At 40.9% G+C, this 13,510-nt stretch carries 12 protein-coding genes and 2 pseudogenes; all 14 read left to right on the forward strand.

What is annotated here, in order from left to right; translation table 11 throughout:
* Nucleotides 1–62: 62 nt before the first annotated feature.
* The 14 genes and pseudogenes from hpt to lysS all read left to right on the forward strand — a co-directional run bounded on the left by hpt (nt 63) and on the right by lysS (nt 13,219).
* Nucleotides 63–602 (forward strand): hypoxanthine phosphoribosyltransferase, encoded by a 540-nt coding sequence (hpt, locus tag JCM9152_RS14735; RefSeq protein ID WP_081728066.1) that lies wholly within the window; start codon nt 63–65, stop codon nt 600–602.
* A gap of 68 nt (nt 603–670) precedes the next feature.
* Nucleotides 671–2,665, forward strand: coding sequence for an ATP-dependent zinc metalloprotease FtsH (gene ftsH, locus JCM9152_RS14740; RefSeq protein ID WP_035345823.1), 1,995 nt, complete (start codon nt 671–673; stop codon nt 2,663–2,665).
* Nucleotides 2,666–2,813: 148 nt separating this feature from the next.
* Nucleotides 2,814–3,590, forward strand: a complete 777-nt coding sequence (locus JCM9152_RS14745; RefSeq protein WP_035345825.1) for a type III pantothenate kinase — start codon at nt 2,814–2,816, stop codon at nt 3,588–3,590.
* Nucleotide 3,591: 1 nt separating this feature from the next.
* A complete protein-coding gene (gene hslO, locus JCM9152_RS14750) occupies nt 3,592–4,470 on the forward strand; it encodes an Hsp33 family molecular chaperone HslO (RefSeq protein WP_035345827.1) in 879 nt (292 codons plus the stop codon).
* A gap of 104 nt (nt 4,471–4,574) precedes the next feature.
* Complete coding sequence (cysK, locus tag JCM9152_RS14755; protein ID WP_035345828.1) at nt 4,575–5,498, forward strand: cysteine synthase A; 924 nt, start codon at nt 4,575–4,577, stop codon at nt 5,496–5,498.
* Nucleotides 5,499–5,858: 360 nt separating this feature from the next.
* Nucleotides 5,859–7,273 (forward strand): annotated as a pseudogene (gene pabB / locus JCM9152_RS14760) (aminodeoxychorismate synthase, component I).
* Nucleotides 7,274–7,294: 21 nt separating this feature from the next.
* On the forward strand, nt 7,295–7,891 hold the full coding sequence (gene pabA / locus JCM9152_RS14765) for an aminodeoxychorismate/anthranilate synthase component II (protein WP_035345830.1): 597 nt from the start codon (nt 7,295–7,297) through the stop codon (nt 7,889–7,891).
* Nucleotides 7,876–8,721, forward strand: a complete 846-nt coding sequence (pabC, locus tag JCM9152_RS14770; protein WP_035345832.1) for an aminodeoxychorismate lyase — start codon at nt 7,876–7,878, stop codon at nt 8,719–8,721. The genes pabA and pabC overlap by 16 nt, the downstream gene beginning before the upstream one ends.
* A 34-nt stretch (nt 8,722–8,755) precedes the next feature.
* A pseudogene (gene folP, locus JCM9152_RS14775) lies at nt 8,756–9,540 on the forward strand (dihydropteroate synthase).
* A gap of 4 nt (nt 9,541–9,544) precedes the next feature.
* Entirely contained in the window at nt 9,545–9,907 is a 363-nt protein-coding gene (folB, locus tag JCM9152_RS14780; RefSeq protein WP_035345834.1) for a dihydroneopterin aldolase, read from the forward strand.
* Nucleotides 9,904–10,425 carry a 2-amino-4-hydroxy-6-hydroxymethyldihydropteridine diphosphokinase gene (gene folK / locus JCM9152_RS14785; protein WP_035345836.1) on the forward strand — a complete coding sequence of 174 codons (522 nt, stop codon included), beginning with the start codon at nt 9,904–9,906 and terminating at the stop codon, nt 10,423–10,425. Before folB ends, folK begins: the two co-directional genes overlap by 4 nt.
* Entirely contained in the window at nt 10,383–10,580 is a 198-nt protein-coding gene (locus JCM9152_RS14790) for a helix-turn-helix domain-containing protein (protein WP_035345838.1), read from the forward strand. Before folK ends, JCM9152_RS14790 begins: the two co-directional genes overlap by 43 nt.
* 16 nt (nt 10,581–10,596) lie before the next feature.
* On the forward strand, nt 10,597–11,598 hold the full coding sequence (gene dusB / locus JCM9152_RS14795) for a tRNA dihydrouridine synthase DusB (RefSeq protein ID WP_035345840.1): 1,002 nt from the start codon (nt 10,597–10,599) through the stop codon (nt 11,596–11,598).
* A gap of 121 nt (nt 11,599–11,719) precedes the next feature.
* Nucleotides 11,720–13,219: a lysine--tRNA ligase gene (gene lysS, locus JCM9152_RS14800; RefSeq protein WP_035345842.1), complete on the forward strand. Its 1,500-nt coding sequence runs from the start codon at nt 11,720–11,722 to the stop codon at nt 13,217–13,219.
* Nucleotides 13,220–13,510: the final 291 nt, after the last annotated feature.

Below are 13,510 nucleotides of genomic sequence, written 5' to 3' on the forward strand. Positions count from 1 at the left end.
TTGCTTGGGAAAGTCGGCCGTTGTTTAGATTTGATAGACAATTAGGAGGTTTATGGAACTTGATGAAGGACGAGATTAAAGAGGTATTGATATCTGAAGAACAGATTCAAAGTAAATGCCTTGAGTTAGGGCGACAAATAACAGAAGAGTATGAAGGCCGCTTTCCGCTAGTTATTGGTGTGTTAAAAGGCGCTCTTCCTTTCATGGCTGATTTAACAAAGCGAATTGATACTCACCTTGAAATGGATTTTATGGATGTGTCAAGCTACGGTAAAGGCACAGTGTCCTCTGGAGAAGTGAAAATTATTAAAGATTTAGATACTTCTGTAGAGGGAAGAGACGTACTAATTGTAGAAGATATTATTGATAGTGGTTTGACGCTTAGTTATTTAGTCGAGCTCTTTCATTATCGTAAAGCAAAGTCGGTTAAGATTGTGACATTGCTGGATAAACCAGACGGAAGAAAGGTTGATCTTATTCCAGATATAACTGGCTTCACAGTACCAGATGCCTTCGTTGTTGGATATGGATTAGATTATGCAGAGAAATACCGCAACCTTCCTTACATTGGGGTATTAAAGCCTGAGATTTATGAGAGTTAACATTTGTGATCAAATGAACAGTTATGGTACGATAATTGAAGTCTTATTGTCGTGGGAGGAGGTCAAGAATGAATCGGATTTTTCGTAATACCATTTTTTATTTACTTATCTTTCTTGTTATTATAGGAATTGTGAATGCATTCAGTTCCGATCAAACTGAAACAAAGCCTGTAACATATACTGAACTAAGAGAACGAGTTGAGCAACGAGAAGTAAGTGAGATGACCGTCAAGCCAGCTCGTCAAGTATATTTAATTCGTGGTCAATTTACTGATCAGCCTGAAGATGAATATTTTGAATCGAATTTATTAGTGAGTGAAGAAACGGCTCAATTCTTAACAGAAGCTGTTGGTCCAGACGGTAGTCCACTTGTTGTTGAAATTGAAGGCGCTGATGAGACAAGTGGTTGGGTGACGTTCTTTACATCGATCATTCCTTTCATTATTATCTTCATTTTGTTCTTCTTCTTATTAAGCCAAGCTCAGGGCGGCGGTAGTCGTGTAATGAACTTCGGTAAGAGTAAGGCCAAAATGGTTAGTGATGAAAAGAAAAAAGCGAAATTTAAAGATGTTGCTGGTGCTGATGAAGAGAAGCAGGAGCTCGTGGAAGTGGTTGAGTTTCTAAAGGATCCGCGTAAATTCTCAGCAATCGGTGCACGTATTCCAAAAGGGGTTCTTTTAGTTGGGCCGCCTGGTACAGGGAAAACATTGCTTGCACGTGCGGTTGCAGGAGAAGCGGGTGTGCCATTCTTCTCTATTAGTGGTTCAGATTTCGTTGAGATGTTTGTTGGTGTCGGGGCATCGCGCGTCCGCGATCTATTCGAAAATGCGAAGAAAAATGCACCTTGCATTATTTTCATCGATGAGATTGATGCTGTAGGACGTCAGCGTGGAGCTGGTTTAGGTGGAGGTCACGATGAACGTGAGCAAACGTTAAACCAGTTGCTTGTTGAAATGGATGGCTTTAGTGCAAATGAAGGAATTATCATCATTGCTGCGACAAACCGTGCTGACATTCTAGATCCAGCCTTGTTACGTCCTGGCCGATTTGACCGCCAAATTCAAGTGAATCGACCTGATGTCAAAGGACGTGCAGAGGTTCTAAAAGTGCATGCACGAAATAAGCCTCTTAATGATGATGTCGATTTAGAATCTATTGCAGCGAGAACTCCTGGTTTTTCTGGCGCAGATCTTGAGAATTTATTAAATGAAGCAGCTCTTGTTGCTGCTCGTCATGACCAAACGAAGATAAGTATGATTCATATTGAAGAAGCCATTGACCGTGTAATCGCCGGTCCTGCTAAGAAGAGTCGTGTCATTTCGAAAAAGGAAAAGAATATTGTTGCTTGGCACGAAGCTGGTCATACGGTTGTCGGTGTGAAGCTTGAAAACGCAGATATGGTACATAAGGTAACCATTGTTCCTCGTGGTATGGCAGGCGGGTATGCGGTCATGCTGCCAAAAGAAGATCGTTATTTTATGACGAAGCCAGAGCTGCTTGACAAAATTATCGGTTTACTTGGTGGACGTGTTGCAGAGGAAATTCAATTTGGCGAAGTGAGTACAGGTGCACATAATGACTTCCAACGTGCAACTTCTATCGCTAGGAAAATGGTTACTGAATATGGTATGAGTGAAAAGCTAGGCCCTATGCAGTTTGGTTCTAATTCTGGAGGTCAAGTATTCCTCGGTCGTGATATTCAAAATGAACAAAACTATAGTGAAGCGATCGCTCATGAAATTGATTTAGAAGTACAACGTTTCATTAAAGAGTGCTATGAGCGTTGTCGACAAATTTTAGTAGAGAATAAAGCAAGTCTTGATCTTGTTGCTGAAACGTTACTTGAATTAGAGACGCTTGATGCACAGCAAATTAAATCGTTAATAAACGAGGGCAAACTGCCTGAAGATCATCATACGAATCGTCACAAAGAAAATGGTGATGAAAAAACGAGTGATGTGAAAGTAAACATTCAATCGAAGCAAGATGATCAGAAGTCAGATGTTGAATCAGTGAATCAAGAAGAAGAGCAAAAGGATTCACCAAACAAAAAGGATGAATAATTCATCGTTATGAATAGGGTGTCTCATAAGGTCAAACCTTATGGGGCACTCTTTTTTAAAAGGTTAATCAAAGAGGATGAAGGTAGAATAAGAAAACGCGCTAACGCGTTTTTCTTAGGCTCTATTCTAAATGTGGTGGTGAGTGAGTTTGATTGTTGTCATTGATGTAGGCAATACGAATATTGTTTTCGGTGGCTATGAAGGAAGAACGTTAAAGTATCATTGGCGTATGGCGACGAGCAGGGAGAAGACAGAAGACGAGTATGCCATGATGATGAAAGCATTATTTGAACAAGAACAACTACATTTTTCGATGGTGGAAGGTGTCATTATTTCATCGGTTGTACCGCCTATCATGTATACGCTCGAATTAATGTGTAAAAAGTATTTTAACCAGAAGCCCTTGGTCATTGGACCAGGCATAAAAACAGGTCTTAATATTAAATATGATAATCCAAAGGAAGTTGGAGCAGATCGAATTGTTAATGCGGTAGCTGGCATACAATTATATGGAGCCCCTCTTATTATCGTCGATTTTGGAACAGCGACTACCTTTTGTTATGTGAATGAACAGAAGCAATATATGGGGGGAGCGATTGGACCAGGGTTATCGATTTCAGCGGAGGCTCTATATACAAGAGCGTCGCAATTGCCAAGAATCCAACTTTCCAAGCCTAATCATGTAATTGGGAAAAATACAGTTCATGCGATGCAGTCAGGAGTGTTTTACGGTTATATTTGTCAAGTGGATGGGATGGTAAACCGATTTAAAGCCTCAGCAAAGAGTAATCCTGTTGTCGTTGCGACAGGAGGTCTTGCGGAATTGCTCTCTGAAGAGGCAGAAACGATTGATTACGTTGATCCTTTTTTGACGTTAAAAGGGTTGAAATTGATTTATGATAAGAATAAAAAGGTAGGCGAATAGAATGACTGATTATTTAATTAAAGCAACTGCATTTGGCGGTAAAGTACGAGCGTATTCGTTAGTGGCGACGGAAATGGTCAATGAAGCCGTTCGAAGACAAGGGACATGGCCTACAGCGTCAGCTGCGTTAGGACGTGCAATGATGGCAAGTACGATGATGGCGATGATGCTAAAAGGAAATGAAAAAATGACAGTTAAAGTTGAGGGGGATGGGCCGATTGGTTCGATCGTTGTCGATGCAAATGCCAAAGGTGAAACGAGAGGATATGTGACCAATCCGCACGTTCATTTTGATTTAAATGAGCACGGTAAGCTAGATGTTGCTCGAGCAGTAGGGAAGGAAGGCTTCTTGTCTGTTATTAAAGACCTTGGTTTAAAAGAGCACTTTACTGGGAGTGTTCCGATCGTTTCTGGTGAGTTAGGTGAAGATTTTACGTATTACTTCGCTTCCTCTGAGCAAACACCTTCTTCAGTAGGTGTCGGAGTGCTTGTTAATCCTGACAATTCTGTTTTGGCAGCGGGTGGATTTATTATTCAATTAATGCCTGGTGCAGAAGATGTGATTGTAGAAGAAATTGAGAAAAGGTTGTCTACCATTCCTCCTATTTCAAAATTGATTGAACTTGGTATGCCGCCCGAAGAAATTTTGCAATCTTTACTTGGGGAGGAAAATGTTAAGGTGTTAGAGAAAGCACCAATTGTATTCAATTGTCATTGTTCTAAGGAAAGAATTGAGAATGCGATTATCAGTCTTGGAGCTGCGGAAATTCAAAGCATGATTGAAGAGGACCATGGTGCTGAGACTCGTTGCCATTTTTGTAACGAGGAATATCATTTTTCAGAGGACGATTTAAAACAATTACTAGAACAAGTGAAATAAAAATGAAATTTTGAAACGTTTCAATTGACACCTTTGTAGTGGTTTGGTACTATTATTTTAATAAAACCAATAAATTTACTAGGGATTAAAAGGAGGAACTATTTATGAAGGTCGTTCAATCTATTACTGATTTAATTGGTCAAACCCCGTTAGTAAAACTAAATCGTCTTGTTTCTGATAAGCATGCTGATGTCTATTTAAAGCTCGAATATATGAATCCTGGAAGCTCCGTTAAAGATCGTATCGCACTTGCGATGATCGAAGCGGCTGAAAAAGCAGGGAAATTAACAAAAGATACGGTCATTGTCGAGCCGACTAGTGGGAATACTGGAATTGGTCTTGCGATGGTTGCTGCTGCTAAAGGCTATAAGACAAAGCTAGTGATGCCTGAGACAATGAGTATGGAAAGACGCAACTTATTGCGTGCTTATGGCGCGGAGCTTGTGTTAACGCCGGGACCAGAAGGTATGGGCGGAGCGATCCGCAAAGCAACTGAGCTTGCGCAAGAAGAGGGACACTTCATGCCTCAGCAATTTGAAAATGAAGCGAATCCTGAAATTCACCGTAATACAACTGGTAAGGAATTACTTGAGCAAGTTGAAGGTCAAATTGATGGATTTGTTTCAGGTATCGGTACAGGTGGTACGATTACAGGTGCAGGTGGGTTGTTAAAGGAGCACTATCCGAACCTACAAATTGCTGCTGTTGAACCGTCTGATTCTCCGATCCTTTCAGGTGGTAACCCAGGTCCACATAAGATTCAAGGTATTGGAGCTGGATTCATCCCTAAAATTTTAGATACAGATGTATACGATGAAGTCATCCAAGTATCGACTGAACAGGCATTTGAATATGCTCGTCGTGCTGCAAGGGAAGAAGGAATTCTTGGTGGTATTTCTTCAGGAGCTGCGATTTATGCTGCGCTTCAATTAGCTGAAAAGCTTGGAGCAGGTAAAAAGGTAGTCGCTATTATCCCTTCAAATGGAGAACGTTATTTAAGCACTCCTTTATATCAATTTGAAGACTAAGCGACCATTCTTAATCCATAGAACAGAAAAGATATTGGGAAGCATTCGTTGCTTTTCTGATATCTTTTTTTAATAGAATTAGCATTAATAAATGTTGTATACCCATTGTAATGGCTCCGTACAACGCTGAAAAGCCTGCTACCGCGTTTTTCTTAGTTAATTACGTATGAATGGTAATAGTTTAGGGTTATATGAGACCACTGAAATAGTAAAAACCAAACTTTTTCAGTGCCCTTGGGTTATATTGCTGGGGGTATCTCGGTGCGAGAAGAAAAAAGGAACGGATCTTTTCTTTATAGCTATTCTCATGTAGAATATACGAAAGGAAAAGAGACAGAGGTGAGGACGGTGTCCAAACAAATGAAAAGACTGAAAAAAGCTAAGTCTTTTCCTCTTCACGAAAATAAGTGGTTTAAACGCTATACAAAGCTTATTGCAGATCATCCTCATCATATTTTATTAGAAAGTGGACGAGGTGGGCGTTATAGTATCATGGGATTAGAGCCTAGTGCAGTTGTAACAGGTAAAGGGACAACGTTAACAATTAAGGATCGAAATGGTGTCGAAACAAGGCAAGGTGCACTATTAGAGCTATTAGAAGACGTGCTTACCCCTTATTATCATCCTACGAGTGCAGAGCTTCCTCCATTTCAAGGTGGAGCAATGGGTTACTTCAGCTATGATATTGTTCGTGAAATTGAGGATTTACCGAATCAAGCGAAGGACGATTTGGCATTACCTGACCTTTACTTTATGATATTTGATGATGTGTTCGTATATGATCATACGGAACAACGGATGTGGATCATTGTATATGGTGACAAGCGTGAAGGAGAACAATTAGATAAACGACTAACAGACTACTTCAAGAAGTGGACCATACATGGTGATGATGAACAACAGATGATTGTGGTAGGTGACAGTCAAGGGGAAGTGAAGTCGTCTTTAACAGCAGAGGCATTCTGTAAGGCAGTAACGCGAATTCAGGATTATATCTCTGCTGGAGACGTCTTTCAAGTGAACCTTTCTGTCAGACAGCAAAAACCATTAAATGTTCCATCGCTAGAGGTATATAAAAGGCTAAGACAACTGAATCCTTCTCCTTATATGAGCTATTTGCAAACACCTGATTTTCAATTAGTTAGTGCTTCTCCCGAGTTGTTAGTGAAAAAGCAAGGCGATGAGCTTTCAACAAGACCGATAGCTGGAACGAGGTCACGTGGTAAGGACGAAATAGAAGACCAAGAGCTTGCAGGAACGTTAATTAATAATGAGAAGGAGCGAGCTGAGCATGTGATGCTTGTTGACTTAGAGCGAAACGATCTAGGGAGAGTTTCTTCGTATGGGACAGTGGAAGTCGATGAATTAATGGTGATTGAAAAATATTCGCATGTCATGCATATTGTTTCAAATGTGAAGGGCATGTTAGCAGAAGGACACACGTTATATGATGTTATTCGTGCTACGTTTCCAGGAGGGACGATAACAGGTGCTCCTAAAGTACGCACAATGGAAATCATTGAGGAACTTGAGCCTGTTCGCCGCTCGGTCTATACCGGATCAATTGGCTGGATTGGTTTTGATGAGAATATGGAGCTAAATATTGCGATAAGGACAATGATTTGTAAAAATGGCTATGCCCATGTGCAAGCAGGTGCGGGGATTGTGATTGATTCCATACCGGAGAATGAATATAAAGAATCATTAAAAAAGGCGAGAGCCTATGGAAAGCATTAGAGATTAGTGAAGAAGAGTTGAGAAAAAATCCAGTTTAGATGAGTTGAGGAGGTAATAAGATGATTTTAATGATTGATAATTATGATTCGTTTACGTATAACTTGGTACAATATTTAGGGGAAATGGGTCATGAGCTCGTCGTTAAGCGCAATGATCAAATTACGATTGCTGATATTGAGCAGCTAAATCCGGAGTTTTTAATGATTTCACCAGGGCCTTGTAGTCCTAATGAAGCCGGTATTAGTCTTGAGGCTATCTCAGCATTTGCGGGAAAAATTCCGATTTTTGGTGTTTGTCTCGGCCATCAATCGATTGCGCAAGTATTTGGCGGAGAAGTCGTACGTGCGGACCGTTTAATGCATGGAAAGACGTCTAAGATTGAACATAATGCGCAAACGGTTTTTAAAGGATTAGAAAACCCGTTAACAGCAACAAGGTATCACTCCCTTATTGTGAAAAGAGAAACATTACCTCAATGCTTTGAGATTACAGCTGAAACGGCAGAAGGGGAAATTATGGCTATTCGTCATAAGGAATTACCTGTTGAAGGAGTTCAATTTCATCCAGAGTCAATCATGACGGATGATGGTAAGAAAATGCTTCGAAATTTCATCGAAACCTATGGCAAGGAGACGTTAACGTGTTCATCTACGTAAATGGGGACATTATTCATAGAGACGAGGCACGCATATCGCCTTATGATCATGGTTATTTATATGGCCTCGGTTTGTTTGAAACATTTGCGGTTGTAGATGGTCATCCATTTTTGTTGGATGACCATTTTCAACGTTTGCAACGAGGTTTGACTGAGCTGAATATTCAATGGAGCTATTCTAGAGAAGTGGTGATGGCCATTTTACAAAAGCTGTTGAAGAAGAATCGACTTACAAGTGCTTATGTACGGTGGAATATTTCAGCTGGAATTGAGGATGTTGGCTTATATACAGGGCAGTATAAACAGCCTTCAGTCATTGTGTTTGTTAAACCGTTACCGAATAGACCGTTGGAAAAGAAAGCGGAGTTTCTTCAGCTTCGGAGAAATACACCTGAGGGTTCTGAGCGCTTAAAATCGCACCATTATTTAAATAATCTTTTAGCGAAGAGGGAGTTAGGGCCAAGCGGAGACAAAGAAGGGATCTTTTTGACGGAAGAGGGCTTTGTAGCGGAAGGAATTGTTTCAAATATATTCTGGGTACGTGATCGCATCGTGTATACGCCAGCGTTAGAAACCGGAATCTTAAATGGCATAACAAGACAGTTTGTATTAAAGCAGTTAGATCATTGGGGGATTCATTATGAAGAAGGCTTTTTTCTGTCAACTGATGTAAAGGAAGCAGATGAAGTCTTCATGACAAATTCGATTCAAGAGGTCGTACCGTTATATTTTGCTGGGCAAAGAAAAGGAGATCGATTCATAACGACTCAGCTTCAAGGCTCGTTTGAAAAGGGTCGCCGACGGTTGTGGAATAGTGACGAATTGAAGTAGGTAGGTGAAACAGTTGGGAAAATGGCAAGAGAAGATGAAAAAGAAAACAATAATAATGGGTATTCTCAATGCGACACCGGACTCATTTTCTGATGGCGGTCGTTATAATGATGTCGAGTTAGCGGTTATGCAGGCGGAGCGAATGGTTGCTGATGGTGCTGATATCATTGATGTAGGTGGTGAATCAACGAGGCCGGGTGCTACATTTGTTGAAGTGGAGGAAGAATTAGAACGGGTGCTGCCTGTTATTCGTGCTCTGCACCAGGAAGTGGATGTGCCAATTTCAATCGATACGTACAAGGCAGAAGTTGCTAATGAAGCGATTCAGGCAGGAGCTCTATCATTAACGACGTATGGGGGGCGAAATGGGATAAAAGGATGGCGCAAGTAGCTGCTCGCCATGGTGTCCCGATTATTTTGACACATAATCGAGAGAATCAGGTTTACGCTGATTTGATGTTTGAGGTTATAAATGATTTGCAAGAAAGTATTGCGTTATGTAAGCAGGCTGGTGTAAAGGAAGGCAATATCATTTTAGACCCTGGAATAGGCTTCGCAAAAACATATGAGGAAAATATGGAAGTTATGCGTCATTTGGATCGTATTGTCAATCTTTGTTACCCTGTTTTACTTGGGACATCACGAAAATCGATTATTGCCAAAACATTAGAGCTTCCAGTCGACGAACGAGTGGAGGGGACAGGTGCAACGGTTTGTTACGGTGTGATGAAGGGGTGCTCGATTATGCGTGTACATGATGTGAAGGAAATGGCACGAATGACACAAATGATGGATGCGCTAATGAGAAAGGGTGAGTAGAAGAATGGATCGAATCTATTTAAATGAATTACTGTTCTACGGTTATCACGGTGTCTTTGAAGAAGAGAAGAAGCTCGGTCAACGTTATATCGTGGATGTTGTCATGAAGCTAAATTTGATCGAAGCTGGACGGACAGATGATCTAACTTATACGATTGATTACGGTGATGCGTATGAACGCATTCAATCTATTGTTGAGGGTAAGCCTTATAATTTAATAGAGGTTGTGGCGGAGAAAATTGCAGCTGAATTATTACAAACATACACACTTTTACAGGAGTGTACGGTAAAAGTAACGAAGCCCAATCCACCGATTGCTGGACAATATAAGTCGGTTGCTGTTGAAATAACGAGGGGAAGGTCATGAAGCATATTGCCTATATTGCATTAGGATCTAATATTGGAAAACGCCACGCCCATTTGGAGAAAGCGATTGATTTACTTAGTCAAGAAGCTATGATTGAAGTATGCACACGCTCCTCTATTTATGAAACAGATCCAGTTGGATATGAGGATCAACAAAGCTTTTTAAACATGGTCATATCCATTCGAACAAGTTTAACAAGTGAGCAATTACTGGAAAAAATGCAACAGATCGAGCGAGATTGTGGTCGAACACGAGAAATAAAATGGGGGCCACGTACAATAGATCTTGACATTCTGCTCTATGATCAAGAAAATATGGAGATGGAGCATTTAATCATTCCTCATCCGAGGATGTGGGAACGTGCTTTTGTGTTAGTGCCACTAAAAGAAATTGCACCGACGTTGTATGTTGCAGCTAAAGGACAGACTGTTGAAGAGCTTTATGATACATTACCAGATAAAGAAGGGGTAAAGGTATGGAGTACTTTGGACGACGCATCCGAGCGTTTCGAAAACTAAAAGGCTATACTCAACAACGCTTTGCAAAAGAGGTGGGTCTCTCACTATCTGTACTCGGTGAGATTGAAAGGGAGAGCCGACAACCTACAGAAGAACAGCTAGAACGTATTGCTGCCACGCTAAATGTCGTTATAGATGAAGTGAAGGGAAATTAAATGGGAGGTGAAGAACATGTTGCAAATAGGTTCTATTAAAATGAAAAACCAAGTTGTTCTTGCACCGATGGCCGGTGTTTGTAACCCTGCCTTTCGATTAATAGCGAAAGAGTTTGGTGCAGGCTTAGTTTGTGCTGAGATGGTAAGTGACAAGGCCATTTTACACAAAAATGAGAAGTCATTAAGTATGCTATACGTTGACGAGCGCGAGAAGCCTTTGAGCTTACAAATATTCGGTGGTGAAAAGGATACGCTTGTAGAGGCAGCGAAATTCGTTGATCAAAATACGAATGCTGATATTATTGACATCAATATGGGGTGTCCTGTTCCAAAAATTACGAAATGTGATGCAGGAGCGAAATGGCTGTTGGACCCAAATAAGATATATGAAATGGTGTCAGCGACAGTTGATGCTGTTCAGAAGCCTGTTACAGTGAAGATGAGAATGGGCTGGGATGAGGAGCATATTTTTGCGGTAGAAAATGCACAGGCGGTAGAGCGTGCTGGTGGTAGTGCGATTGCGTTACATGGACGTACACGTGTTCAAATGTACGAAGGTGTTGCGAACTGGGATATCATCAAGCAAGTGAAAGGGTCTGTATCCATTCCTGTCATAGGTAACGGTGATGTGAAGACACCTGAAGACGCTAAACGTATGCTAGACGAAACGGGTGTGGATGGTGTCATGATTGGGAGAGCGGCTTTAGGGAACCCATGGATGTTGTATCAAACGATCAATTACTTAGAGCATGGGGTGACACCGGTTGAACCGCCCCCGCGTGAAAAGATCGATGTTTGTATGTTGCATCTGGATCGACTAATTGATTTAAAGGGCGAACATGTCGCTGTTCGTGAAATGCGTAAACATGCAGCATGGTATTTAAAAGGAATGCGAGGCAGTGGGCGCATCCGCGATCAAATCAATCAGTTTGCTACAAGAGATGATGTGGCTAACACATTGTTCGGTTATATTGAGCAGCTAGAAGAGCAGCCGGAAGAGAAGTTAAGTGCTGTTTGACTTTTAGCGTACTCTTCACTATAATTCGTTTGTGATAAGTATACTGCCAGTGTTGTCACTGGCAGTTTTTCTACATAGAATCGGGCATAAGAGTTTGATTACAAAGTAAGGAGTGAAATAGATGTCGCAGGAAATAGAGTTAAATGAATTGTTAACGGTGAGACGGGACAAGCTAAAGCAATTGCTAGAAAAGGGGATTGACCCCTTTGGAGAGAAGTTTGAGAGAAGTCACTCTGCTAGAGAAATGAACGAACAGTTTGGTGAGCTGGATAAAGAAATATTAGCCGAGCAGGAAAATGAAGTAATTCTTGCTGGACGAATTATGACAAAGCGCGGAAAAGGAAAAGCGGGCTTTGCTCATATCCAGGATTTAACGGGTCAAATTCAAATTTATGTCCGTAAAGATGCCGTTGGCGATGAGGCGTATGAGCTTTTTAATTCAATTGATATTGGTGATATTGTAGGTGTTCAAGGAACGGCTTTCAAGACAAAGGTTGGCGAATTATCGATAAAGGTACAAAGCTTTACGCTACTCTCGAAATCATTGCGCCCACTACCAGATAAGTTTCATGGTTTAAAAGATATTGAGCAACGTTACCGTCAACGTTACGTCGATCTAATTGTGAATCCGGAAGTTCGTGATACATTTGTTTTGCGTAGTCGTATTTTACAATCAATGCGTCGGTATTTAGATTCTAATGGTTACTTAGAGGTAGAGACACCGACAATGCATTCAATTGCCGGTGGTGCCTCGGCTCGTCCTTTTGTTACACACCATAATGCGTTAGATATGACATTATATATGAGAATTGCTATTGAACTTCATTTAAAGCGTCTCATTGTCGGTGGCTTAGAGAAGGTGTACGAAATTGGACGAGTATTTCGTAATGAAGGGGTGTCGACGCGACATAATCCTGAATTTACAATGATCGAATTGTATGAGGCGTATGCTGATTATCATGATATTATGGAATTGACCGAGAATCTTGTGGCTCATATTGCCAAAGAAGTTCTAGGGACAACGATTGTTACGTATGGAGACCATGAGGTGGATTTGACCCCTAAATGGAAGAGGGTTCATATGGTGGATGCGATTAAGGAGAAGACGGGTGTTGATTTTTGGCAGCAATTGAGTGACGAGGAAGCACGTCAGCTAGCGAAAGAGCATCGTGTGCCTGTTAAAGAGACGATGACGTTTGGGCATGTTGTCAATGAATTTTTTGAGCATTTTGTTGAAGAAGAGTTGATACAACCTACGTTTATATATGGCCACCCAGTTGCTATCTCGCCTTTAGCAAAGAAAAATGAGGTCGATGGGCGCTTTACCGATCGTTTTGAACTATTCATTGTTGGTCGAGAGCATGCTAATGCTTTTACTGAGCTTAATGATCCGATTGATCAGCGTCAGCGTTTTGAGCAACAGCTTGTTGAGCGTGAACAAGGTGATGAAGAGGCTCACATGATGGATGAAGATTTTGTTGAAGCGTTGGAGTATGGAATGCCGCCGACCGGAGGGCTTGGTATAGGAATTGATCGTTTAGTGATGTTGTTAACGAATTCGCCATCTATTCGCGATGTTTTACTGTTTCCGCAAATGCGACATAGAGATCAGCCTGAATAAGAGCAGACTGCTGTCGAAGTCCTAAAGGACTTCGACAGTTAAAAAAATATCGTACTTTTTCCTTTAAGGGGAATGCAGATCTAATTTTTTTAAAAAAGCACTTGCGCTATACAGATAAATAATGTTATATTATTTCTTGTCGCTAAGACAGAGAATACTTTTAGACAAAAAAAGATTTGACAATGACATTTCATTTTGGTATGATTTGAAAGTCGCTGTTAAACGATTAGTGACATTGACAAGTTCTTTGAAAACTGAACAAAAGCCAAGCGAAAAAGAGACAATTGTTGT

Origin of the sequence: Halalkalibacter hemicellulosilyticusJCM 9152 (assembly GCF_000513115.1) — a bacterium.
Taxonomy (GTDB): Bacteria; Bacillota; Bacilli; order Bacillales; family Bacillaceae_D; genus Halalkalibacter; species Halalkalibacter hemicellulosilyticus.

Bases quoted from the DNA above. Each gene is read 5' to 3' on its own strand.
- hpt (WP_081728066.1), top strand. From the start codon at position 63: ATGAAGGACGAGATTAAAGAGGTATTGATATCTGAAGAACAGATTCAA.
- ftsH (WP_035345823.1), top strand. From the start codon at position 671: ATGAATCGGATTTTTCGTAATACCATTTTTTATTTACTTATCTTTCTT.
- hslO (WP_035345827.1), top strand. From the start codon at position 3,592: ATGACTGATTATTTAATTAAAGCAACTGCATTTGGCGGTAAAGTACGA.
- cysK (WP_035345828.1), top strand. From the start codon at position 4,575: ATGAAGGTCGTTCAATCTATTACTGATTTAATTGGTCAAACCCCGTTA.
- pabA (WP_035345830.1), top strand. From the start codon at position 7,295: ATGATTTTAATGATTGATAATTATGATTCGTTTACGTATAACTTGGTA.
- folB (WP_035345834.1), top strand. From the start codon at position 9,545: ATGGATCGAATCTATTTAAATGAATTACTGTTCTACGGTTATCACGGT.
- folK (WP_035345836.1), top strand. From the start codon at position 9,904: ATGAAGCATATTGCCTATATTGCATTAGGATCTAATATTGGAAAACGC.
- JCM9152_RS14790 (WP_035345838.1), top strand. From the start codon at position 10,383: ATGGAGTACTTTGGACGACGCATCCGAGCGTTTCGAAAACTAAAAGGC.
- dusB (WP_035345840.1), top strand. From the start codon at position 10,597: ATGTTGCAAATAGGTTCTATTAAAATGAAAAACCAAGTTGTTCTTGCA.
- lysS (WP_035345842.1), top strand. From the start codon at position 11,720: ATGTCGCAGGAAATAGAGTTAAATGAATTGTTAACGGTGAGACGGGAC.